The 22,098-nt window shown below is 60.7% G+C and carries 17 protein-coding genes; 3 read left to right on the top strand and 14 right to left on the bottom strand.

Translation table 11 applies throughout. The annotated features are described in order from the left end of the window. Position 1 precedes the first annotated feature (1 nt). From ispF to AWR36_RS14025, 8 genes are all read right to left on the bottom strand, one after another. A complete protein-coding gene (gene ispF, locus AWR36_RS14060; RefSeq protein WP_067086192.1) occupies positions 2-499 on the bottom strand; it encodes a 2-C-methyl-D-erythritol 2,4-cyclodiphosphate synthase in 498 nt (165 codons plus the stop codon). Then, on the bottom strand, positions 499-1,218 hold the full coding sequence (ispD, locus tag AWR36_RS14055) for a 2-C-methyl-D-erythritol 4-phosphate cytidylyltransferase (RefSeq protein WP_067086189.1): 720 nt from the start codon (positions 1,216-1,218) through the stop codon (positions 499-501). The genes ispF and ispD overlap by 1 nt, the downstream gene beginning before the upstream one ends. Then, positions 1,215-1,505 (bottom strand): septum formation initiator family protein, encoded by a 291-nt coding sequence (locus tag AWR36_RS14050; RefSeq protein ID WP_067086187.1) that lies wholly within the window; start codon positions 1,503-1,505, stop codon positions 1,215-1,217. Before AWR36_RS14050 ends, ispD begins: the two co-directional genes overlap by 4 nt. A gap of 95 nt (positions 1,506-1,600) precedes the next feature. Further along, positions 1,601-2,887, bottom strand: coding sequence for a phosphopyruvate hydratase (gene eno / locus AWR36_RS14045; RefSeq protein WP_067086184.1), 1,287 nt, complete (start codon positions 2,885-2,887; stop codon positions 1,601-1,603). Between the two features lie 237 nt (positions 2,888-3,124). Further along, positions 3,125-3,970 (bottom strand): 3-deoxy-8-phosphooctulonate synthase, encoded by an 846-nt coding sequence (kdsA, locus tag AWR36_RS14040; RefSeq protein ID WP_067086385.1) that lies wholly within the window; start codon positions 3,968-3,970, stop codon positions 3,125-3,127. A gap of 85 nt (positions 3,971-4,055) precedes the next feature. After that, positions 4,056-5,696 carry a CTP synthase gene (locus AWR36_RS14035; protein WP_067086180.1) on the bottom strand — a complete coding sequence of 547 codons (1,641 nt, stop codon included), beginning with the start codon at positions 5,694-5,696 and terminating at the stop codon, positions 4,056-4,058. A 123-nt stretch (positions 5,697-5,819) separates the two neighbouring features. Continuing rightward, the gene (gene tilS, locus AWR36_RS14030) at positions 5,820-7,124 is read right to left on the bottom strand and encodes a tRNA lysidine(34) synthetase TilS (protein ID WP_082679619.1); all 1,305 of its coding nucleotides are present in this window, start codon (positions 7,122-7,124) and stop codon (positions 5,820-5,822) included. A 197-nt stretch (positions 7,125-7,321) separates the two neighbouring features. Next, the gene (locus AWR36_RS14025) at positions 7,322-8,098 is read right to left on the bottom strand and encodes a type 1 glutamine amidotransferase domain-containing protein (protein ID WP_082679618.1); all 777 of its coding nucleotides are present in this window, start codon (positions 8,096-8,098) and stop codon (positions 7,322-7,324) included. Between the two features lie 225 nt (positions 8,099-8,323). Between AWR36_RS14025 and AWR36_RS14020 the strand changes: the two genes are divergently transcribed. Then, positions 8,324-9,748 (top strand): sugar porter family MFS transporter, encoded by a 1,425-nt coding sequence (locus tag AWR36_RS14020; protein ID WP_067086177.1) that lies wholly within the window; start codon positions 8,324-8,326, stop codon positions 9,746-9,748. A 244-nt stretch (positions 9,749-9,992) separates the two neighbouring features. After that, positions 9,993-10,901: a DegV family protein gene (locus AWR36_RS14015; protein WP_067086174.1), complete on the top strand. Its 909-nt coding sequence runs from the start codon at positions 9,993-9,995 to the stop codon at positions 10,899-10,901. 88 nt (positions 10,902-10,989) lie between these two features. On the opposite strand, the gene AWR36_RS14010 is transcribed toward AWR36_RS14015, so the two are convergent. The 6 genes from AWR36_RS14010 to AWR36_RS13985 form a co-directional block, all read right to left on the bottom strand. Next, positions 10,990-11,946, bottom strand: a complete 957-nt coding sequence (locus AWR36_RS14010) for an acetyl-CoA carboxylase carboxyltransferase subunit alpha (protein ID WP_067086171.1) — start codon at positions 11,944-11,946, stop codon at positions 10,990-10,992. A gap of 94 nt (positions 11,947-12,040) precedes the next feature. Then, positions 12,041-15,568 (bottom strand): DNA polymerase III subunit alpha, encoded by a 3,528-nt coding sequence (dnaE, locus tag AWR36_RS14005; protein ID WP_067086167.1) that lies wholly within the window; start codon positions 15,566-15,568, stop codon positions 12,041-12,043. 110 nt (positions 15,569-15,678) lie between these two features. Beyond that, the gene (locus tag AWR36_RS14000) at positions 15,679-15,894 is read right to left on the bottom strand and encodes a DUF1289 domain-containing protein (RefSeq protein ID WP_096866668.1); all 216 of its coding nucleotides are present in this window, start codon (positions 15,892-15,894) and stop codon (positions 15,679-15,681) included. Then, a complete protein-coding gene (locus AWR36_RS13995; RefSeq protein WP_067086163.1) occupies positions 15,894-16,424 on the bottom strand; it encodes a gamma carbonic anhydrase family protein in 531 nt (176 codons plus the stop codon). The genes AWR36_RS14000 and AWR36_RS13995 overlap by 1 nt, the downstream gene beginning before the upstream one ends. Positions 16,425-16,510: 86 nt before the next feature. Then, complete coding sequence (locus AWR36_RS13990; protein WP_067086160.1) at positions 16,511-17,011, bottom strand: methylated-DNA--[protein]-cysteine S-methyltransferase; 501 nt, start codon at positions 17,009-17,011, stop codon at positions 16,511-16,513. Further along, on the bottom strand, positions 17,008-18,471 hold the full coding sequence (locus AWR36_RS13985; protein ID WP_067086157.1) for a DNA-3-methyladenine glycosylase 2: 1,464 nt from the start codon (positions 18,469-18,471) through the stop codon (positions 17,008-17,010). The genes AWR36_RS13990 and AWR36_RS13985 overlap by 4 nt, the downstream gene beginning before the upstream one ends. 444 nt (positions 18,472-18,915) lie before the next feature. Here AWR36_RS13985 and AWR36_RS13980 point away from each other — a divergent pair, with 444 nt between their 5' ends. Further along, positions 18,916-21,939: a thrombospondin type 3 repeat-containing protein gene (locus tag AWR36_RS13980; protein WP_067086154.1), complete on the top strand. Its 3,024-nt coding sequence runs from the start codon at positions 18,916-18,918 to the stop codon at positions 21,937-21,939. Positions 21,940-22,098: the final 159 nt, after the last annotated feature.

The raw sequence follows: 22,098 nt of genomic DNA, 5'->3' as shown, positions 1-22,098 counted from the left end.
GTCACGAGCCAGTTTTTCCTTCGGATAAAGCCAGCAAAACTGCGGCCTGGGCGGCAATACCCTCACCCCGACCGGTAAAGCCGAGACGCTCGGTGGTGGTGGCCTTGACGCTAATGGCATTGACGTCTGTACCACAATCTTCGGCAATGTTGGTGCGCATGTCTTGGATATGCGGAGCCATTTTGGGGGCCTGGGCAATCAACGTGCAGTCGGCGTTGATCAAATGGTAGCCCTGCACTTTTACCAGCCCCATTACATGGCACAGCAGCTGGCGGCTATCGGCCCCGGAGTAGTTCGGATCGTTATCTGGAAAATGATGACCGATATCACCCAGGGCCAGCGCTCCCAGCAATGCATCCGCGAGGGCGTGCAATAAGACATCACCATCGGAGTGGGCTTTCAGCCCCCGCTCACAAGGGATACGCACGCCCCCGAGCATCACATGGTCACCGTCACAGAAGGCATGGACATCAAAGCCCTGTCCGATTCGTAAATTCATCAACGATTGCCTTCCACGGCTGCAAACCTGAGGCGCAGTACCGCCTCTGCCAGGGGTATATCCTCAGGATGCGTCAGTTTGAGATTATCACTGCGGCCCAGCACCAGCTGAGGGTGGTCGCCGGCAAATTCGAGGGCACTGGCTTCATCAGTGACCGGGTCACCCCGCTCCAGCGCTTCCCGCAGCGCACTGTGCAGTCGCGACAAAGGCGCCCGCTGGGGAGTCTGCGCCAGCCAGATCCGGGAGCGGTCCAGGGTCTTCTCGATACTGGAGATCCCCGCAGCAGATTTCTGCCCCAGTTTGACCGTATCACTGGCCGGCCGGGCCAGCAGTGCAGACGCTGACTCTGCCGCCAACAGTGCTTCAATATCCTCCACCGCGACACAGGGGCGCGCTGCATCGTGCACGAGAACCTGGGTAGCGGGGGACACCTTCGGGGCAAGAAAATTGAGGGCGGCAAGCACGGAATCGGCCCGCTCTGCCCCACCCTGAACAGGATGCACACGGGAATCGCGGGCTTCCGGCAGGTGTTCAAAGTCGCGATCATCTGCGGAAATTGCCACTACGACTCCAGCCAGCCCGGGCCAGGTCAGTATGTTGCGCAGGGTCAGAGACAATATGGGACGGCCGAGAAGCGGCAGATACTGCTTGGGTTGGTCCGCCCCCATTCGCCGGCCGGCCCCGGCCGCGGGGACGACCACCCAGTAGCCGGAAATCACTCCGTTTCTTCCTCTTCGGGTTGCATGAAGATGAACAGGGTTTCGCCCTCCCTGATCAGACCGAGGTCGTAGCGGGCCTTTGCCTCAACGCCATCGGTGCCTTCCTTGAGGCTGCGCACCTCCCGCAACAGCTGGCGATTGGCCCTGCTGAGAACGGCGTTCTTCTCCTGCTGCTCCGCCAACTCGCGCTTCAGCCGGGACACTTCCGCAAAACTCCCCTCCCCTACCCACAAGCGGTATTGGAAAGTCACCAGCAGGATGGTCAATATTGCCAGCAGCCACTTCATTGGCACTATCCGGTTAATGCGCGGCGGAGTATCTGCGGAGAAACGGTAGCCCGCTTTACAACGGGGTCAGCAGGCTTCCGTTCTCCCCACCGCACTTACTTGAATTCGGCGCGGCCGCGATAAGGTGCGGCGCCGTCCAGTTCCGCCTCGATGCGCAGCAGGCGGTTGTATTTGGCCACCCGGTCGGAACGGCACAGGGAGCCGGTCTTGATCTGGCCCGCTGCGGTCGCCACGGCCAGGTCGGCGATGGTGGTATCTTCGGTCTCACCGGAACGGTGGGAGATCACGGCGGTGTAACCCGCATCCTTGGCCATCTTGATCGCATCCAGTGTCTCGGACAGGGAGCCGATCTGGTTGAACTTGATCAGAATGGAATTGCCAACGCCTTTTTCGATGCCTTCTTTGAGGATCTTGGTATTGGTCACGAACAGGTCATCACCCACCAGCTGCACCTTGTCACCGATCTTGTCAGTGAGGATCTTCCAGCCATCCCAGTCACCCTCGTCCATACCATCTTCGATGGACAGGATCGGGTAGTTGGCGGACAGGTCGGCGAGATAGCTGGCAAAACCTTCGCTGTCGAACTGCTTGCCTTCGCCGGACAGGTCATACTTGCCGTCTTTGAAGAATTCGGAGGAGGCACAGTCCAGTGCCAGCATGATGTCATCGCCCAGCTTGTAACCGGCTTTCTCGACGGCTTCGGCAATAACCTGCAGGGCCGCTTCATTGGACGGCAAATTCGGCGCGAAGCCACCCTCGTCACCGACGGCGGTGTTCAACCCCTGGGAAGACAGCACCTTTTTCAGGGAGTGGAAAATTTCCGCGCCCTGGCGCAGCGCCTCGGCAAAGGAAGCGGCCTTCACCGGCTGGATCATGAATTCCTGAATATCGACGTTGTTGTCCGCGTGCTCACCGCCGTTAAGGATATTCATCATCGGCACCGGCATGGTGTACTCACCGGCTGTGCCGTTCACCTCAGCAATGTGCTGGTACAGGGGCATATTCTTGGAAGCGGCCGCTGCTTTGGCTGCAGCCAGGGATACTGCCAGGATGGCGTTTGCACCAAACTTGGATTTGTTCTCGGTGCCGTCGCCTTCGATCATGGCCTTGTCCAGGGCGCGCTGGTCAGTCGCGTCCATACCCTTGAGCAGGTCGGCGATGGTGGTGTTGATATTCTCAACTGCTTTCAGGACACCCTTGCCCAGATAACGGCTCTTGTCGCCATCGCGAAGCTCCAGTGCCTCGCGGGAGCCGGTGGACGCGCCGGACGGTGCACAGGCGGAACCAACCGCACCGCACTCCAGGATAACGTCGGCTTCTACAGTCGGATTTCCGCGGGAATCCAGCACTTCGTAGGCTTTTACGGCAACAATCTTGCTCATTAACGGGGCTCCATGTTGATCATTGTTGTGTGTTGGCTAGTAAATATTTTGTTCTATTTTATGCACTGTCCCACTGTAGTGGCATCGCCACTGCCAGAGGGAGATATCGAGACACGCCGTGAATCCCTCCCTGGAGGCTTGTCCGCGAGATCCCTCTCGCAGACAGTCTCGATATCTCCCTCCGGCACCAGCGCTTTCGCAGCACGTTACAAAGTCGCGCTAATGCGGTAACAGCGATTACTTGGTATCGAGCGGCTCGAAACCTTTCACCAGGTCGTCGACAGCTTTCATCTGAGCCAGGAAAGGTTCCAGCTTTTCCAGCGGCAGCGCGCTGGGACCATCGCAAAGCGCCTTGTCCGGATTCGGATGCGCCTCAAGGAACAGGCCTGCGAGTCCGATGGCGAGACCGGCACGCCCCAGCTCGGTGACCTGACCCCGGCGGCCGCCGGAGGCAGCCCCGGAGGGATCGCGCATCTGCAGGGAGTGGGTGACATCAAAAATCACCGGTGCACCGCCGGAGGCGTCGATCATGGTGCGGAAGCCGAGCATATCGACTACCAGGTTGTCATAACCGAAACAGCTGCCGCGCTCACACAGGATGATTTTCTCGTTGCCACCCTCAGCCAATTTTTCCACCACATTTTTTACCTGCGGCGGACTCATGAACTGGGGCTTTTTGACATTGATTACAGCACCGGTGGCCGCCATGGCTTTAACCAGGTCGGTCTGACGTGCGAGAAATGCCGGCAGCTGGATTACATCCACCACCTCGGCAACCGGAGCCGCCTGATCCACCTCGTGCACATCGGTAATCAGCGGCACGCCGAAAGTCTTTTTGACTTCCTCAAAAATCTTCAGGCCTTCTTCCATACCGGGGCCGCGGTACGAGTGGATAGAAGAACGATTGGCTTTGTCAAAAGAAGCCTTGAATACATAGGGAATACCGAGCTTTTCAGTCACCTTTACGTAATGCTCGGCCACCTGCATAGCGATATCGCGGGATTCCAGGACATTCATACCACCGAACAGCGTGAAGGGCTTGTCGTTGGCGACCTCGAGTTTTCCGACTTCTATGGTTTTCATCATTCGCTTTCCATTTGACCCGGCTACCTCACACAGGAAAGCCGGGTATCAATTTACCTGCAGGCAGGCCCCTGCTTTTGTCCTGCTATTTATTTTCGCTGGCGCCATGCTGCTTCATCGCGGCCGCGACAAAACTCTCAAACAGCGGGTGCCCGTCACGGGGCGTGGAAGTGAATTCCGGGTGGAACTGACACGCCACGAACCAGGGGTGCTCCGGAATTTCGACCATCTCCACGAGGGTGTCATCGGCAGACCAGCCGCCAATCTTGAGGCCGGCTTTTTGCAGGCGGTCCACGTAGTTGTTGTTCACTTCGTAGCGGTGACGGTGCCGCTCGACAATCACGTCAGCGCCGTAGATATCACGGGCTTTGCTGTCTTTGGCCAGGCGGCACTCCTGGCCACCGAGGCGCATGGTGCCGCCTAGGTCGGACTGCTCGTCACGCTTCTCGATCTTGCCCTCGCTATCAATCCACTCGGTGATCAGGCCGATAACCGGATTGGAGGTATTGATGTCAAACTCAGTGCTGTTGGCGTCTTTCAGGCCGAGCACATTGCGGGCGTACTCAATCACCACCGACTGCAGGCCGAGGCAGATGCCCAGGAACGGGATATTGTTCTCGCGGGCGTAACGCACCGACTCGAGCTTGCCCTCGAGGCCGCGCTCGCCAAAACCACCGGGAACCAGGATCGCATCCGCGTCCTTGATCAGCTCCAGGCCGTTCTCGCCTTCGACATCCTCAGCGTTGATGAACTCGATATCCACCTTGCAGCGATGCTTGATACCGGCATGGGTCAGCGACTCGATCAACGATTTGTAGGCGTCGAGCAGCTCCATGTACTTGCCGACCATGGCGATCTTCACTTCACGGTCGGGGTTCAGCTTGCCATCGACCACGGCATCCCACTCGGACAGGTCCGGCGCCGGGCAGTCCAGCTGCAGTTTCTCCACCACGATATCGTCGAGGCCGTGGCCGTGCAGCAGGCGCGGCACGCTGTAGATTGTCTTGGCATCGGGCAGCGGCACCACTGCGCGCTCTTCCACGTTGGTGAACAGGGCGATCTTGCGGCGGGAGTCTTCGTCGATCTCACGCTCGGACCGACAAAGCAGGATATCCGGCTGCAGGCCGATGGAACGCAGCTCCTTGACCGAGTGCTGGGTCGGTTTGGTCTTGGTCTCGCCGGCTGTGGCGATGTAAGGCACATAGCTGAGGTGAATCAACAGGGCGCGGTTCAGGCCCAGCTCCACACGCAACTGGCGCACGGACTCCAGGAAAGGCTGGGACTCGATGTCGCCCACGGTTCCACCGATCTCGACGATGGCCACATCCATATCGCGACCGCCCTCGATCACGCGGCGCTTGATCTCGTCGGTGATGTGCGGAATCACCTGCACGGTGCCGCCCAGGTAGTCGCCGCGGCGCTCCTTGCGCAGCACGGTCTCGTAAACCCGCCCGGTGGTGAAATTGTTGCGCTTGGACATGCGCGTGCGGATAAAACGCTCGTAGTGACCCAGATCCAGGTCAGTCTCGGCGCCATCTTCGGTCACATAGACCTCGCCGTGCTGGAAGGGGCTCATGGTGCCCGGATCCACGTTGATGTAGGGATCCAGCTTCAGGATGGTGACCTTGAGGCCGCGGGCCTCGAGAATGGCGGCCAGGGAAGCGGAGGCGATACCTTTCCCCAACGAGGAAACCACGCCACCAGTGACAAAAATATAGCGCGTCATGCAAAACCTTGGTCAGTTGAATGCCCGATGAGATCGGGTTTGCGGGGTCGGCACGGCCAGACGCTCGAGCGTCTCCCGCTGCCTTGGGATGGGACGCCAGACTACCAGAACAGGGCATTCGCCTCAATCAAAAAACGCCAGCGGCCGCCAATCCGGGAGGGCCTGCGGGGCATCTCCCTCCCACCCGTCACACAGGAACAGATCGCCCACGGCGAGTAACCGCTCCCCTTCAAAGATTAGCGGAACACGGTCCCGCAGCCATGGCTCGAGACCATACTCCTGCATCAGCTTCTTCAGAGTCTGTGAGTGCTGGCGCTCCAGCGGCCGCGCCCGTTCACCGCCCCGGCGAAAAGTGACCCGGTACAGCGCGGCCGGCCAGTCGGGAAGCCTCCCGAGGCAGCCCCTGCCGGCCAACTGCAGCACGCTTTGGCCGTCCCACATGACCGAGAAGCTGCCCGGCAGCTCCGGCAGGGCCGGCGTCAGGAAAAGGCGGTCACGGAAACGTCTCGCCACCATCCGGCCCAGGGGCACCGCCGGTTGCCGGTCCGCCTCGGCACTGGCGAGCTGCTGATCCAGCTCCGCCAGCTGCAGGGCGCTGGGCCAGGCCCCACCGAGAGATTCCGCCCAACTGCGCAACAGGTTGCGCTGACGCTCGGGGCGCAGGGCCAGGAACAACTCCAGGGCGATTGACTCGCCCAGGCGCTCGGGCCGGCGCCGGCAATCACTGAGGTCTGACTTGGCCAGCTCCCGCAACAGAACCGCACTCTCCTCCAGGTTACGGGCAGCCCGCTGGACACGGTGCCGAAGGGGCCACCGGTCACTCAACAGCGGCAATACCCGGGTGCGCAAATAATTGCGGTCAAAACGCAGGTCGCGGTTGCTCTCGTCCTCTACCCAGCTGAGCTCGTGCTCCCGGGCATAGGACTCGAGCTCACTGCGGGCGACATTCAACAGCGGCCTCAGCAGTGTCCCGCGCCCCAACGAGCGACAACTGCGCATGCCACTGAGCCCCTGGGGGCCAGCGCCACGCAACAACCGCAAAAAGAAAGTCTCGACCTGGTCGTCCCCGTGATGAGCCAGCAACAGCTGGTCACCGGGCTCCAGTAACTGATCAAACACACCGTAGCGGGCATCCCGGGCTGCCGCCTCAAGTCCCGCCGAGGCCTCCACCACCACCTGCCGGGTAACCAGCGGAATACCAAGAGAGTCAGCCAGCTCGGCACAGTGGTCGGCCCATTCATCGGCGTTCGGGGACAGGCCATGATGTACATGCACGGCAGACACGGGCTCCCCCTCAGCGGACAGCAGGTGCAACAAAACGGTGGAGTCCAGACCACCACTCAAGGCCACCCAGCGGCGTCCCCGACAGGGGAAACCGGCGAGAAATGCCCGGAGGGTATCCTGAAGGTCGAGTGTCTGGTCGCCCAAGTTGCCTTGCCCTCCCCCATGCCGGGGCCACTGAATGACTGAAGCCGGGACAGCGCGCCTCTCACACAACGACCAGACGCGGATCTGACCGCCTGCGCTGCGCCGGCAGGTTGGCACAGTTTACCCCAGCTTACCCGGAGCCCGGACGCCCCTGGCGAGAGGAGGCCCGGAGAAGTGAATCCCGATCAGCCTTGTGTTCAATTACTGCCTAGCGCTGCAGCGACCTTTTCACCGAGCGCGCCCGCCGACGCGGGATTCTGGCCCGTGATCAGGCGGCCATCCACCACCACTTTACTCTGCCAGTCAGCGCCGCCCTGGAAGTTCGCCCCGGCTGACTTGAGGGCATCCTCGAGCATAAACGGCACCACATCGGCGAGTTGCACGGCATGCTCCTCACTGTTGGTAAACCCGGTGACATTGCGACCGGCGACCAATCTGGAGCCATCACTGAGAGTGATGCCAAGCAGCGCTGCGGGACCATGGCAGACAGCGGCCACCACCCCATCATTCTCAAAAATCGTTGCTGCCACCCGATTCACATCGGCGTTATCGGGGAAGTCCCACATGGTCCCGTGACCGCCAACAAAGATGACCGCTGCGTATTTTGCCGGATCCACCTCACCCAGCGAGCGGGTATCTTCAATCAGCTTGCGGGTTTGCGGGTTACTCAGGAACCGCTGATTGTCAGCGTCATCCTGCTTCAGGCTGCGGGGATCTACAGGCGCATCCCCGCCGGCAATACTGACGATATCCACGGGAATGCCCGCGTCCAGCAGGGCAAAATACGGGTGCGTCAGCTCCGCCATCCAGAAACCGGTCGCCTTACCGGACTCTCCCATCGTCTTGTGACTGGTCAACACCATCAGCGCACGGGGCTGCTGTCCCTCCTGTTTGCCCGCGGGACCCTGAGCCTGCGACGAAAACGCGAACAGCGTCGCGATCAATACGGCTACAGCTGCCAATAACTTGTTCATCTTCAAATTTTCCCTTCAAAACTGTTGGGTAACAGTAAGCATTCCCGAGCCATTCGGGAATTGCAGAGTTTGGATATGAGTCATCAATTTCCTGCATGGCACCCAGCCTGCCGCAAAAACAGGGCGCCACGACGCGGGAGCGAGCTCACTCCTCCGAACCAGCAACTGAACAGTGCGACAATCGAGGAAAACAAACAATAACGAGAGATAACGGGAGAATAACCCATGGAAGCAACACATGACCGCCTCGCCACCGAAGCGGAACGCCCCCAACTCTTCATCTTACTGATCTGCAGCATCGCCACCATTGGCGGATTCCTGTTCGGCTTTGACAGCGGCGTCATCAATGGCACCGTTGACGGGCTGCAACAGGCCTTCAACTCCAACAGCGCCGGTACGGGCTTTAATGTAGCTTCCATGCTACTGGGCTGTGCGGCCGGCGCCTTCTTCGCTGGTCGCATCGCGGATTTCTGGGGCCGCAAACCGGTCCTGCTTGTCACCGCAGCCTGCTTTCTGGTGAGCGCCTGGGGCTCCGGGATCGCCGCCTCCTCGATGGAATTCGTGAGCTACCGGATACTCGGCGGCCTCGCCGTCGGTGCCGCCAGCGTGCTGGCTCCAGCCTACATCAGCGAGGTGGCGCCGGCGCGCTGGCGGGGGCGGCTCGCCACAATTCAGCAGATCGCCATTATCTCTGGGCTTTTTGCCGCTTTCGTGAGCAACTACCTGCTGGCCAAAGTCGCGGGCTCCGCCACCACTGACTGGTGGCTGGGGCTGGACGCCTGGCGCTGGATGTTCTGGGTCGAGATAGTGCCCGCCACCCTGTTTCTAGTGGCGCTGCTATGGATTCCGGAGAGCCCCCGCTACCTGGCGCTGTCCGGCCAGCTACAACGTGCCCGCGATGTCCTTGAGCGCCTGACCCCCGACTCACGGGAGGTTGCCCTGAAGCTGACCGAACTGGAATCGACCACCGTGGGCGAGCACCGTCCCCGACTGCGGGGCCTGCTTGATCAAGCGGGCAAGATTCGTCGTATCGTCTGGGTCGGCCTGGGGCTCGCGGTACTGCAACAGCTTGTGGGCATCAACGTGGTCTTTTACTACGGCGCCGTGCTCTGGCAATCGGTAGGCTTTTCCGAGTCAGATGCACTGATGATCAACATCATCTCCGGTGGAATCAGTATTGCCGCATGCCTGATCACCATCAGCCTGATCGACAAGATTGGCCGCAAGCCATTACTCCTGGCCGGTTCGGTCGGTATGGCGGCATCCCTCGCCCTTGTCTGCCTGTCGTTCACCACCGCCCAGCTCGACGCCAGCGGGCGACTGCTGCTCTCAGACACCATGGGCCTGATCGCCCTGGTTTCTGCCAATATCTACGTTTTCTTTTTCAATGCGTCGTGGGGCCCGGTGATGTGGGTCATGCTGGGAGAAATGTTCCCCAATCGGATGCGGGGCTCGGGCCTGGCAGTGGCGGGGCTGGCACAGTGGGGGGCCAACTTCCTTATTACCATGAGCTTCCCCCTGATGCTGCATGCCATCGGCCTTGCCGCGGCCTATGGCATCTATATGCTGTTCGCCTGCCTCTCTGTCATCTTTGTCATCCGAATGGTGCATGAGACGAATGGTAAAGCGCTGGAGCATATGCACGGCTAACCGCCTCCACACTGCCCCAATACCGGCAACCCGTACTCAACGTACGGGTTGCGCACCCAGGGGCTGCATGGCCCGCCTGTAAACGAGCAAGAATCGACCGGGTTCCCCTGCCGTTTTCGAACGACCCACCACCACTAAGCGAACGGAAAAACCCATACCTCCGTACCATTTTGTCTACCGTTGCCCGCAAGCAAGTGATAGATTGTGCGGCAATTCTCAAAATAATTGATGTACAGAGTTACCCATGGTCCAGCTCGTTGTAGATTCCGGTTGCGATCTGCCGGATGAGTTTCTGCGCAAATTCTCCATCCCCGTGTTGCCTCACACTGTCAGCGTTGGCAAGGACACCTTCGGTGACCAGCGCAACCCGGCGCAGATGGCCCACTTCTACACACTGTCACTGGTGGACCGCTCTCACCAGATCCTGACCGGCCCAGCGCCTACCGCGGAAATTGAGAGCATCATCAAAAAGCTGGTCAAGAAGGGGCGCAAGGACATCATCGTCCAGACCATTAACGGCACCAACAGCCCGACCTTCGCCAATGCCGAAGTTGCGGTAAAGAACCTCTCTGCGACCAGCGCCAATGACGAGCTGAATGTCCACGCCGTCGACTCCCACACCCTGTTCTGCGGTCAGGGGCTGCTGGCACTTTATACCCTGTCGCTGATTCAACGGGGTCTCGAGGCCGCCGAGATCAAACAGCGGGCCGAGGATTTTCGCCGCAATATTCACGGCTACGCGGCGATCAAGGATGTCTACTACGTGCGCGAGCGGGCGCGCAGCAAGAATGAGAACAGCATCAGCTGGTTCAAGGCCATGGCCGCACGCCTGCTGAAGCTGCATCCCATCCTTTCCATCCACCATTCTGGATCCACTGTGACCGACACGGTCCGCGGCTTTGAGAACTGCACCCAGTCACTGTTCCAGCTGGCCATCGACAAGATCCGGGCAAACGATTTGCTGATGCCTTCGATCGTGGTCAGCATTGCCGGCAAGCTGCAGGACCTGGAGAAAGTCCCGGGCTTCGCCAACCTGGAAAAAGTCGCGCAGGAGCACAACGTGAAGGTCTACAAGACGGTGATGAGCCTGTCCGGCGGTATCAACCTGGGACCCGAGACCGTAGCCCTGGCACTGGCCTCAGAGACTCCCTGATACTGCCCCTGCGCAGGGGCAACAGGCACAAAAAAGGCCGCAACACCATGTGTTGCGGCCTTTTGTTCTTTCGGTACCGGCCCCGTGATCAGGACGTGATATTGCCGTAGCTCATCAGGCGCTGGTAGCGCTTTTCCAGCAACTCGTCGATGGGCACCTTGCGCAGCTGTTCCAGCTGCTCGGTCAGGCGCTCCTGCAGGCGTCCGGCCATTGCCTCCGGATCGCGATGGGCCCCGCCGAGGGGTTCTTCGATGGTCTCATCCACAATGCCCAGCTCTTCGAGCACAGTGGAAGTCACCCCCATGGCCTCTGCCGCCAGCGGCGCCTTTTCCACGGTCTTCCAGATAATGTTGGCGCAACCTTCCGGGGAGATCACAAAGTAGGTGGAATACTGCAACATATTGAGCTGGTCACCGACACCGATGGCCAGCGCACCGCCGGACGAGCCCTCACCGATCACGGTGCAGATAATGGGTGTGCGCAGCCGGGACATCACCGCCAGGTTCTGGGCGATGGCCTCACTGATGCCGCGCTCTTCACTGTCGATACCCGGGTAAGCTCCCGGGGTATCAATCAGGGTCAGTACCGGCAGGCCGAAGCGCTCCGCCATCTCCATGATCCGCAGGGCCTTGCGGTAGCCCTCCGGCTTCGGCATACCGAAGTTGCGCGCCACCTTGTCGTTGACGCTGCGGCCCTTTTCCTCACCGATCACCGCCACCGGCTTGCCGTCGAGGCGTGCGATACCGGAGATGATCGCTCTGTCGTCGCCGAAGTGGCGGTCGCCATGGAGCTCATCCCAGTCGGTGAACATACGCTCGATATAGTCCTTGCTATAGGGGCGCTGCGGGTGGCGCGCCACCTGAACCACCTGCCAGGGCGTCAGGTCACTGTAGATGGACTCGGTGAGGTTCTTGCTCTTTTCCCGCAGCCGGGCCACTTCGTCGGCGATATTCAGCTCGTTATCGTCGCCCACATGCTGGAGCTCTTTGATCTTGCTCTCCAGCTCGGCGATCGGCTGTTCAAATTCGAGAAAATTGAAATTCATGCAATACGCGCCTTTTAACTCTGGTCATCCCGGAGGGCTATTTATGGCGGGATAGCTTACTCGCAGAGAACCAGCCAGTCGACCCTGAGGGTAATTATCGCCGCTCCTTGTAGTCCAAAATGACCCGGTCGCGGCCGATCAACTCCCGCAGCGACTGCACCAACTGATCATTCGGCTCCACCTGCCATGCCGGCGGAAGCCGGTAGAGACCGCGAGCATCGCTGCGGGCCACCTCCATACTGACTCCGCAATGACTTGCCGGACCATTAGTGTAGGGCCTGAGACAGGCGGCTATGCGTTTGCCGAGCCCCGCCGGCGCGCTGGCGCTGTCCAGCCGCAGACGCACCCCCACCACACTGCCCTGGCGCAGCTCATCTAGGGTTGAGACCCCGTTGACGGTCATCTTCAGGCCACCGCTGTAGTCATCGTGGGAGATTGGCCCGTCCAGTACTAGCAGTGCATCCTTGACCAGTTTCTCCCGGTGCTCGCCGAAAGCTTCACTGAAGACCGCCGCCTCAATGCGGCCGCTGCGGTCATCCAGGGTAACGATGGCCATGGAATCACCGCGCTTGGTCTTCATTACCCGCATGGCAACCACCAGCCCCGCCACCTTCTGCCCCTCGCGACCGGGCTTGAGGTCGGCGATGCGTGCCTTCACCAGGTGCTGTAGCTCATCCTCATATTCGTCGATCGGATGGCCGGTAAGGTACAAACCGAGGGTATTCTTCTCGCCCTCAAGGCGCTCGCGAATACTCCAGGGGCGTGCCCGCCGGAATTCCGCGTAAACATCGCCGTCGGAGGCCGATGGCACCACCTCGCCGAACAGGTCCATCATGCCGGCGCTGGCATTGCGGGACTGCTGCTCGGCAGCCTTCACCGCCTCGTCCAGGGCGTTGAACATGACTGCCCGCGAGTAGTTGAGCCCATCCATTCCTTCCGCGGAGGGACCAATACTGTCCAGGGCGCCGGAACGCACCAGGGCTTCGAGGGCGCGCTTGTTCACCTTGCGCGGATCCACGCGGGAACAAAAATCGAACAGGTCGGTGAAGGGCCCGCCCTCACTGCGCACCGCGATGATGTTTTCGATCGGCCCCTCACCCAGGCCCTTGATCGCACCGAGACCGTAGATAATTCGGTTGTCCTTATCGACGGAGAACTGGTAGCTGCCCAGATTCACATCCGGCGGCACCAGGTCCAGCTCCATGGCCCGGCATTCCTCGATGAAAGTCACCACCTTGTCGGTCTTGTCCATATCCGACGACATGGTGGCGGCCATGAATTGGGCCGGGTAATGGGCCTTGAGCCAGGCGGTCTGGTAGGACACCAGCGCGTAGGCCGCGGAGTGCGACTTGTTGAAGCCGTACCCGGCGAATTTCTCCACCAGGTCGAAGATCTTCATCGCCAGATCCGGGTCGACGCCCTGCTCCTTGGCGCCGGCAGCAAAGATTTCCCGCTGCTTGGCCATTTCCTCGGGCTTTTTCTTACCCATGGCCCGGCGCAACATATCGGCGCCGCCCAGGGTATAGCCGGCCAGCTCCTGGGCGATCTGCATCACCTGCTCCTGGTAGACGATTACCCCGTAAGTGGGCTCCAGGATCGGCTTCAGTTTCTCGTGCTGGTACTTGGCATCCGGGTAGGCCACCTGGGCGCGACCATGCTTCCGGTTGATGAAGTCATCCACCATGCCCGACTGCAGCGGCCCCGGACGGAACAGGGCCACCAGGGCGATCATGTCCTCGAGGTTATCCGGCTGCAGGCGCTTGATCAGGTCCTTCATACCGCGGGATTCCAGCTGAAATACCGCGGTGGTCTCGGCCCGCTTGATCATCTTGTAGGTTTCGGCATCGTCCAGCGGCAGCGCCTCGATGACCAGCGGCTCTTTGCCCTCACGGGCCCGCTGCTCGTCGACCATGTCCTTGGCCCAGTCGATGATGGTGAGGGTACGCAGGCCGAGGAAGTCGAACTTCACCAGGCCCGCATCCTCAACGTCGTTCTTGTCGAACTGGGTCACCAGACCCGCGCCCGTCTCATCGCAATAGAGCGGCGCGAAGTCTGTCAGTTTGGTGGGGGCGATCACCACACCACCGGCGTGTTTACCCACGTTTCGGGCCACACCCTCCAGCTGCAGGGCCATCTCCCAGATTTCCTGGCCCTCCTCGTCGCCGTCGAGGAATTCCCGCAGGATGTCTTCCTGCTCGAAAGCCTTTTCCAGGGTCATGCCCGGATCCGGCGGGATCATCTTCGATAGCTTGTCCGCCAGGCCGTAGGACTTGCCCTGGACCCGCGCCACGTCCCGCACCACCGCCTTCGCGGCCATGGTGCCGAAGGTAATGATCTGGCTCACGGCATTGCGGCCGTAGTTGTCGGCTACATAGCCGATGACCCGGTCGCGCTTCTCCATACAGAAGTCGACGTCGAAGTCGGGCATCGAGACCCGTTCCGGGTTGAGGAAGCGCTCGAACAGCAGATCGTACTGCAATGGATCCAGGTCGGTGATCTTGAGTACATAAGCCACCAGCGAGCCGGCACCGGAACCCCGCCCCGGTCCCACCGGGATATCGTGGTCCTTGGCCCACTGGATAAAGTCCATCACGATCAGGAAGTAGCCGGGGAAACCCATCTGGATGATGATGTCCAGCTCGAAGCGCAGCCGTGCCTCATATTCCGCGCGGCGCTCGGCGTAGTCCGCTGCCGAGCGGTCGAGGATGGTTTCCAGGCGCGCGTCCAGCCCCTCGAAAGAGATCTTCTCGAAGAACTGGTTTTCGGTCATGCCTTCGGGAATCGGGTATTCCGGCAGGAAGTACTTACCCAGTTGGATGGGTGCCGAGCAACGGCGGGCGATCTCCACCGTGTTTTCCAGAGCCTCGGGAATATCACTGAACAGCTCCTGCATTTCCTCCACGGTGCGGAAGTACTGTTCCGGCGAGTAGCGGCGCTCCCGGCGCGGGTCGTCCAGGGCGCGGCCGTCGTGGATACACACGCGTACCTCATGGGCCTCGAATTCGCTCTCCTCGAGAAAACGCACATCATTGGTGGCCACCACGGGCAGTTCCAGGCGCTGCGCCAGGGAAACCGCCGCGTGCAGGTAATCCTCATCACCGGGACGCCCGGTGCGCTGCAGTTCCAGGTAGTAGCGGTCCGGGAAGATCTGCGCCCAGTCCCGGGCCAACTCCTCAGCCTGGGCGCTGCGCCCGGCAATCAACGCCCGGCCCACATCCCCGTATTTGGCACCGGACAGCGCCAGCACACCCTCGGCGTATTCGGGTAACCACTCGCGACGGATATAGGCGTTGCCGTGGTACTGCCCCTCCATCCACGCCCGCGAGATCAGCTCGGTGATATTCAGGTAGCCCCGGGCGTTCATGGCGTAGAGGGTAATCAGGGTCGGGTTTTCCTCCCCCCCTTCACTGAGCCAGAAATCCGCACCGGTGATGGGCTTGATGCCAGCCCCGAGGCAGGCCTTGTAGAACTTGATCTGGCCGTAAAAATTGGTCTGGTCGGTCAGGGCCAGAGCCGGCATTTCCAGCTCCGCCGCCCGCGCCACGAGCGGTTTGATCCTCACAAGACCATCGATCAGGGAATACTCGGAGTGGGTTCTCAGATGAACAAAAGGTTGGGTCATATTTTTTATTACGTCGGTGTCACCCGTTTTTTATCCGGGTGCGCCGCACGAGGTAAACCTCGCACGGCTCTGGTGCAGATTGAATATGTCGATCTTATTCGGTGGCCGGACTACCAGATCCGGCCCATGGAGCGTGCCCGCTCAGTGCAGCTTTGCAAAACCGCGCGGCGCTCGTCATTGGTCATGCTCCCCCAGCGGCTGATTTCCATACCGGTACGGAAGCAGCCCTCACACACATCCTGCTCATTCAGGGCGCAGACGGAGACACAGGGGGAGCGCACCGGCCTCTCGGCCGTGACCACTCTGGCTATCACTTTCTCTGACATCAGGATTCGGAAACCGGTACCAATTCTTCTGCGAAACGCCGCCCGTTGGCCGCGTAGTGATCACTGCTTGCCTTCAGCAACTCGAACATCGACTCATCCAGCGTCTTCACCACTTTGCCGGGGCTGCCGAGCACCATGGAGTAATCGGGGATTTCCGCGTTCTCGGTCACCAGCGCATTGGCGCCAATGATACAGCACTTGCCGATCCTGGCTCCGTTCAGCACCACGGCGTTGATGCCGATCAGGCTGTAGTCGCCAATGGTGCAGCCGTGCAGCATCACCTTGTGCCCGATGGTCACACCGGTACCGATGGACAGTTGAACCCCCGGATCCGTGTGCAGAACGGCTCCGTCCTGCACGTTGCTGTGTTCGCCGATGGTGATCCGGTCGCAATCCCCGCGCACTACCGCGTTGAACCAGACCGAGCTGTGACTGAGCATTCGCACATTGCCGATCACGTGGGCCCCGGGGGCAATGTAGTGCCCTTCACCCTCCAGCTGCGGCTCTTTTGTTCCCAGTCTGTACAGCATTTGACCTCCGGTTCCGTTGCCTGGCACAAGCCTCCCATTATCCCGGTCAGGGGCGCTCATGACCAGCGCCGCGCCGGGTGCACCGGTCATATCAGGCGGGGCTGATCCGCGAAGCGCGCGCCCTCCAGGGTCAGCAGGCGGGCCTTCATTTCCAGTCCGCCGGCGTAACCGGTCAGGCTGCCGTCCGCGCCGATGACCCGGTGGCAGGGAATCACAATGGCAATAGGGTTGGCCCCGTTGGCCCGGGCCACGGCACGGATTGCCTTGAGGTTGCCCAGTGCCTCGGCCTGCTGGCGATAGCTGCGGGTCTCACCGTAGGGAATAGACTGCAATGCCTCCCACACCCGGCACTGGAACTCGGTGCCGGGGGGATTCAACGGCAGGTCAAAATTGAGCCGCTCCCCGGCCAGGTACTCTGCCAACTGTGCGGCGGCCCGGTCTGTCAGCGCAGAAGCCCCTCGCTGCCAGTCAGGCGGCGCCTGCCAGGGGCGCGTCTCGGTCGGAAAACGCAAGGCAACCAACCCCTGAGTGTCAGCCGCGATCACCGCCTGCCCCATGGTAGTGGGATAAATCTTGTAATGGATCATGACTGTTTCTCCGGGTTCAGGGACTGCCACAACAGCAGCGCTCCATAGGCACGCCAGGGGCGCCACATTTCTGCCCTGGCGAGCGCATCTTTTGGTTTTGCCTTTTCCTGCCCCTCGCCCAGGGCCTTCAGGATACCCAGGTCCGAAGCGGGAAAGGCATCGGGCATCGACAGCCCGCGCATGGCGATGTACTGGGCCGTCCAGTCACCGATACCCGGCAGTGCGGTGACACGGGTACACCACGCCTCCAGATCGGGCTCGTTGAAATCCACCCGACCGTCCAGCACGGCCCTGACAAAAGTGCGCAGGGTCTCCGCGCGCTTGCGGGTCAGCCCGAGCCCGGAGAAATCGGCCTCCGCCAGTTGTTCTGCTGTGGGAAACAACCGATATTCGCACCCTTGTTCGTCGGGGACCAGAGTTCCATATTGAGCGACCAGGCGCCCAGCGATGGTGGTGGCTGCCGCTACGGAAATCTGCTGGCCGAGAATCGCCCGCAGGGCGTATTCGAATGGATCCCAGGCTCCCGGCAGGCGGGTACCCGGGCAGCGGCAGATCTGCCTGTCCAGCAGGGAATCCTGACGAAGAACTTTCTCTATCTCGTCCGTATCCGCATCCAGGTCAAAAAGGCGGCGCAACCGCCGGTTGATCAGGTAAAGGGATGCACCGACCTGACCATGAACCTCGACCAGCAGCCGATTGCGGGCCGATTCATTCTCCACGCGCAGAAACCCGTGCTGACCATCGATAGAAAAACTGCGCTGGTAAATTTCGTCCACCACCTGCTCCACACCCGGTAGTGCCCTGGGCCGGAAAAATGCCAGCAACTGCCCCCAGTCGAACGGCGGACGATAGGCGAGCTGCAGCCGTACCACTGAGCTACCACGGCTGAGCGGCACTGCGTTCCCCTCCCGCCGCACCTCAGTCGGGGTGCGCTGGTACACCTGCCTGAAAACGGCATTGAAACGCCGCAGGCTGCCGAACCCCGCGGCAAAAGCGATCTCAGCCACCGGCAGACTGGTGTCGCGTAACAGCCCGTAAGCAAACAGGGCCCGCTCCGCCTGCCATATCGACAGGGGGCTTGCACCGAGGTGTTCGGAAAACAATCGGCGCAGATAGCGGCTGCTCACTCCCAGCCGTGCCGCCAACTCCTCGACAGACACCGCCTCACGCTCGCTGCGCATCAACTGCAGGGCTCTTTGCACGGTCGTGGAGACAAGACCCCAGGCAGGACTGCCCGGCGCTGCGTCGGGGCGGCAACGGAGGCAGGGGCGGTACCCCGCCTGCGCCGCCTCGGCGGCAGAGGAGAAATAGCTCACATTCCGCTCCAGCGGCGGGCGCGCCGGGCAAACCGGGCGGCAGAAAATCCCGGTCGTCCGGACCGCGACAAAAAAGCGCCCATCGAATCGGCTGTCCCGGGCCATTCGGGCCCTGGCACAGGTCTCGGGATCCAGTGTTGTCATCCTCCCCCCTCCTTTCAAAGGCAAGTCTAACGGTGCTCCAGCACGCCAACTAGCCATATTCGGAACCGACAGCCGAGAGGATCATTCCGGAAGTGCGGGGGCAGGTTTGAACAGACAGTCGGGAAATGCATGACAAAGTCGAACACTCCCGCGCCAAAACTTAGACTTGGTTCAAAATTTAGATTAGAAACGCATCACGGATAAAAATATTAATTCGTTCCGCAATATCGACCGATAAAAGGACAGGGGACAGCACGCCACCCGGCGACACCCCGAGGTTACAAGGAAGTAACGTTGTAGGAACAGGCAACCAGCGGCCTCTGGCGGCGGGGTCAGGATGATCCCCGCTACCGGAAACCGAGCTGCAGTTGCCCACCCTATCTCCGATACGTCTCCAGCCTCAGACAGATAACAAAAAGGACTTTTGTTCTCCGGAGATTGTTCATGAAGCGCTTGTTTCTCGCTCTGTTAGTCATTCTATTCACCCACCTGGCCGCCTGTAGCGCCGACGTCAAATCGGGAAAACCCAATACAACCACTGACACTCAGACCCTGACCGTTGTCGACAGTGACAACGATGGCATCGCCGATGGCAATGACAACTGCACCAACGCCCCCAACCAGGACCAATCGGATCTGGACGGCGATGGCAACGGCGATGCCTGTGATGCCGACGACGACAATGATGGCACCGATGACGATACCGATAACTGCCCGGCCCTGCCCAATGAAGATCAGGCGGATGCCGATGGTGACGGTATCGGGGATGCCTGTGACGAGGACCTCGACGGCGACAATGTCGACAACGATGCCGACAATTGTCCGGCAGTGCCGAACAGCGAGCAGGGTGACCTGGACGGCGACGGTATCGGCGACGCCTGTGACAACGACCGGGATGGTGATGACGACACCGACGCCAACGACAACTGCCCGGAAGTCTCCAACCCGGATCAGGCCGACCAGGACAACGACGGCATTGGTGACGCCTGTGATACCGACAGTGACACGGACAACGACGGCCTGGACGATGGCGAGGACAACTGCCCGTCAATTGCCAACCCGGACCAGACCGATACCGACAGCGACGGCATCGGCGACGCCTGCGACAGCGACGACGACGGCGATAGCATCGGAGACGACGCTGATAACTGCCCCACCGACGCCAATGCCGGCCAGGAAGATCAGGACGGTGACAATATTGGCGATGCCTGCGATACCGATCGCGATGGCGACGGTGTCGGCAACAATCCCCATGACAACTGTCCGGACACCGCCAATCCCGGTCAGGAAGATGCGGACAACGACGGCATCGGCGATGCCTGTGATCCACTGACCGACCCTGACGAGGACGGAATCGACAGCGGTGAAGACAACTGCCCGCAGACAGCCAACCCCGACCAGAGCGATCAGGACAGTGACGGCACCGGCGATGCCTGTGATGCCGATACCGATGGTGACGGGGTCGAAAACGATACCGACAACTGCCCCAACACCGCCAATTCGGATCAACTGGATACCGACAGCGACAACCTTGGCAACGCCTGCGACAACGATGACGACGGCGACGGTGTTGACGACAACTCCGACAACTGCCCCGCGAATGCCAATGCAGATCAGGCCGACCAGGATGGTGACGGCATTGGCGATGCCTGTGACAGCGACCGCGACGGCGACGGTGTCGAGAACGGCACCGACAATTGCCCGCTGACGGACAATACGGACCAGACGGATACCGATGGCGACGGCTTCGGTGACGCCTGCGACGACAATACCGACAGTGACGGCGATACCTTGCCCGACGAGGCTGACAACTGCCCCAACGCCGCCAACAGTGATCAGGCCGATCAGGATGGTGACGGTATCGGTGATGCCTGTGACGACGACGTGGACGGGGACGGCGACAACAACGATGTCGATAACTGCCCGACCACCGCCAATCCCTCCCAGGCCGATACCGACAATGATGGGCTCGGGGATGCCTGTGACAACGACGATGACAACGATGGCGTTGAGGACACCACTGACAACTGCCCGACCATCGCCAACAGCGACCAGGCCAACCTGGACGGCGACGAGTTCGGCAATGCCTGCGACGCTGACGAGGACGGCGATGGTTTCAATGACGATGCCGATAACTGCCCGTCAGTCGCCAACGCCGGCCAGGAGGACCTGGATGGCGATAGCATCGGTGACGCCTGTGACTCGGACGACGACAACGATGGCATCGAGGACGGTGCGGATAATTGCCCGGCAATAGCGAACGCGGACCAGTCAGATATCGACGGCGATGGCATCGGCGATGTCTGTGACGCGGACCGGGATGGTGATGACATTGCCAGCGATTCAGACAACTGTCCGAACGACAGTAATCCGGATCAGGCCGACCAGGACGGTGACGGTATCGGCGACGCCTATGATGCCGATAACGACACCGATAACGACGGTCTGGACGATGGCGAGGATAACTGTCCAGCTGCACCGAATGCGGATCAGTCCGATGTTGACGGTGACGGCATCGGTGATGCCTGCGACAGCGATGCCGATGGCGACGGAGCCGATAACGGCAGCGACAACTGTCCCATGACTGCCAACGAAGACCAGACCGACAGCGATGGCGATGGCATCGGCGACGCCTGTGACGACGACCTGGACGGCGACGGCACCGATGACAACACCGACAACTGCCCGCTGGTAGCCAACCCCGGCCAGGAAGACAGTGACGGCGACGGACTGGGTGATGCCTGCGATCTCGACCGCGACGGTGACGGTATTGACGACGGCGATGACAACTGCCCATCCATCCCCAACCCGGCACAGCTCGATGCGGACGGTGACGGTATCGGTGATGTCTGTGATGCAGACTCAGACGGTGATGGTGTCGACAACGACGTCGACAACTGTCCGCAGACACCCAATGAGGATCAAGCGGATTTCAATAACGACGGGGTCGGTGATGTATGTGACGACGACCAGGCAGCGAGCTGTGCGTCCTTCGGCGACTTCCAGCCAATCACCACCAGCGAGTCCAAGCTGGACAAAGGGATTATCGCACCTTGCGCAGGCTGTTCCGTTACCAGCCCGGGGCGCGTTACCAATAGCGTGATTACCGATGCCGCACGACTGGAAGTCACTGCGGGGGCTGGTGGTTATGCCTACGTGGATGTCACCAAAACCTCGGTGCTATCCGGTCGCCATATGATTGGCTTCCTGGTGGAAAAACCCTCCACCCTGCTCGACCTGGTGCTGCTGGAGACCATCACTATCAGCACCTGGCTCAACGACACGCCCACTGGCGACAGTTCCACCGGCAGTTCACTGGTGGCGTTCAAGGTGGATGGCGCGGTAGACCAGCGAGTGATCGTGATCGCCTCGGAGCAGGACTTCAACCGTGTGCGCCTGAGCCTCGGCAGCCTGCCGTCAGAACTCAACCAGTTGGATGTCTATATGGCCTGCATGGCTCCTCTTTAAAAGAGCTCCCTGAAAGGGCTCCTCTAAAACGAGCTACGTCACCTGTCTCTGGCCCCGGTAAACACCGGGGCTTTTTTTGCCATTGGTTCGACCAATTTCCGGATCATCAAGAACATCATCGTCCCGGTCCTACCGTCCCACGGGTCCGCTGAAATGCTG

It is taken from the genome of Microbulbifer flavimaris, assembly GCF_001641755.2.
Taxonomy (GTDB): Bacteria; Pseudomonadota; Gammaproteobacteria; order Pseudomonadales; family Cellvibrionaceae; genus Microbulbifer; species Microbulbifer flavimaris.
This window is presented reverse-complemented; position numbering and strand designations above follow the sequence as displayed.

Coding starts and splice junctions, on each gene's coding strand:
- AWR36_RS13995 (WP_067086163.1), bottom strand. CDS start 16,424: ATGCTGTACAGACTGGGAACAAAAGAGCCGCAGCTGGAGGGTGAAGGG.
- AWR36_RS14035 (WP_067086180.1), bottom strand. CDS start 5,696: ATGACGCGCTATATTTTTGTCACTGGTGGCGTGGTTTCCTCGTTGGGG.
- AWR36_RS14050 (WP_067086187.1), bottom strand. CDS start 1,505: ATGAAGTGGCTGCTGGCAATATTGACCATCCTGCTGGTGACTTTCCAA.
- AWR36_RS13990 (WP_067086160.1), bottom strand. CDS start 17,011: ATGATCCATTACAAGATTTATCCCACTACCATGGGGCAGGCGGTGATC.
- AWR36_RS13985 (WP_067086157.1), bottom strand. CDS start 18,471: ATGACAACACTGGATCCCGAGACCTGTGCCAGGGCCCGAATGGCCCGG.
- AWR36_RS14010 (WP_067086171.1), bottom strand. CDS start 11,946: ATGAATTTCAATTTTCTCGAATTTGAACAGCCGATCGCCGAGCTGGAG.
- dnaE (WP_067086167.1), bottom strand. CDS start 15,568: ATGACCCAACCTTTTGTTCATCTGAGAACCCACTCCGAGTATTCCCTG.
- AWR36_RS14020 (WP_067086177.1), top strand. CDS start 8,324: ATGGAAGCAACACATGACCGCCTCGCCACCGAAGCGGAACGCCCCCAA.
- AWR36_RS14015 (WP_067086174.1), top strand. CDS start 9,993: ATGGTCCAGCTCGTTGTAGATTCCGGTTGCGATCTGCCGGATGAGTTT.
- ispF (WP_067086192.1), bottom strand. CDS start 499: ATGAATTTACGAATCGGACAGGGCTTTGATGTCCATGCCTTCTGTGAC.
- eno (WP_067086184.1), bottom strand. CDS start 2,887: ATGAGCAAGATTGTTGCCGTAAAAGCCTACGAAGTGCTGGATTCCCGC.
- AWR36_RS13980 (WP_067086154.1), top strand. CDS start 18,916: ATGAAGCGCTTGTTTCTCGCTCTGTTAGTCATTCTATTCACCCACCTG.
- kdsA (WP_067086385.1), bottom strand. CDS start 3,970: ATGAAAACCATAGAAGTCGGAAAACTCGAGGTCGCCAACGACAAGCCC.
- AWR36_RS14000 (WP_096866668.1), bottom strand. CDS start 15,894: ATGTCAGAGAAAGTGATAGCCAGAGTGGTCACGGCCGAGAGGCCGGTG.
- AWR36_RS14025 (WP_082679618.1), bottom strand. CDS start 8,098: ATGAACAAGTTATTGGCAGCTGTAGCCGTATTGATCGCGACGCTGTTC.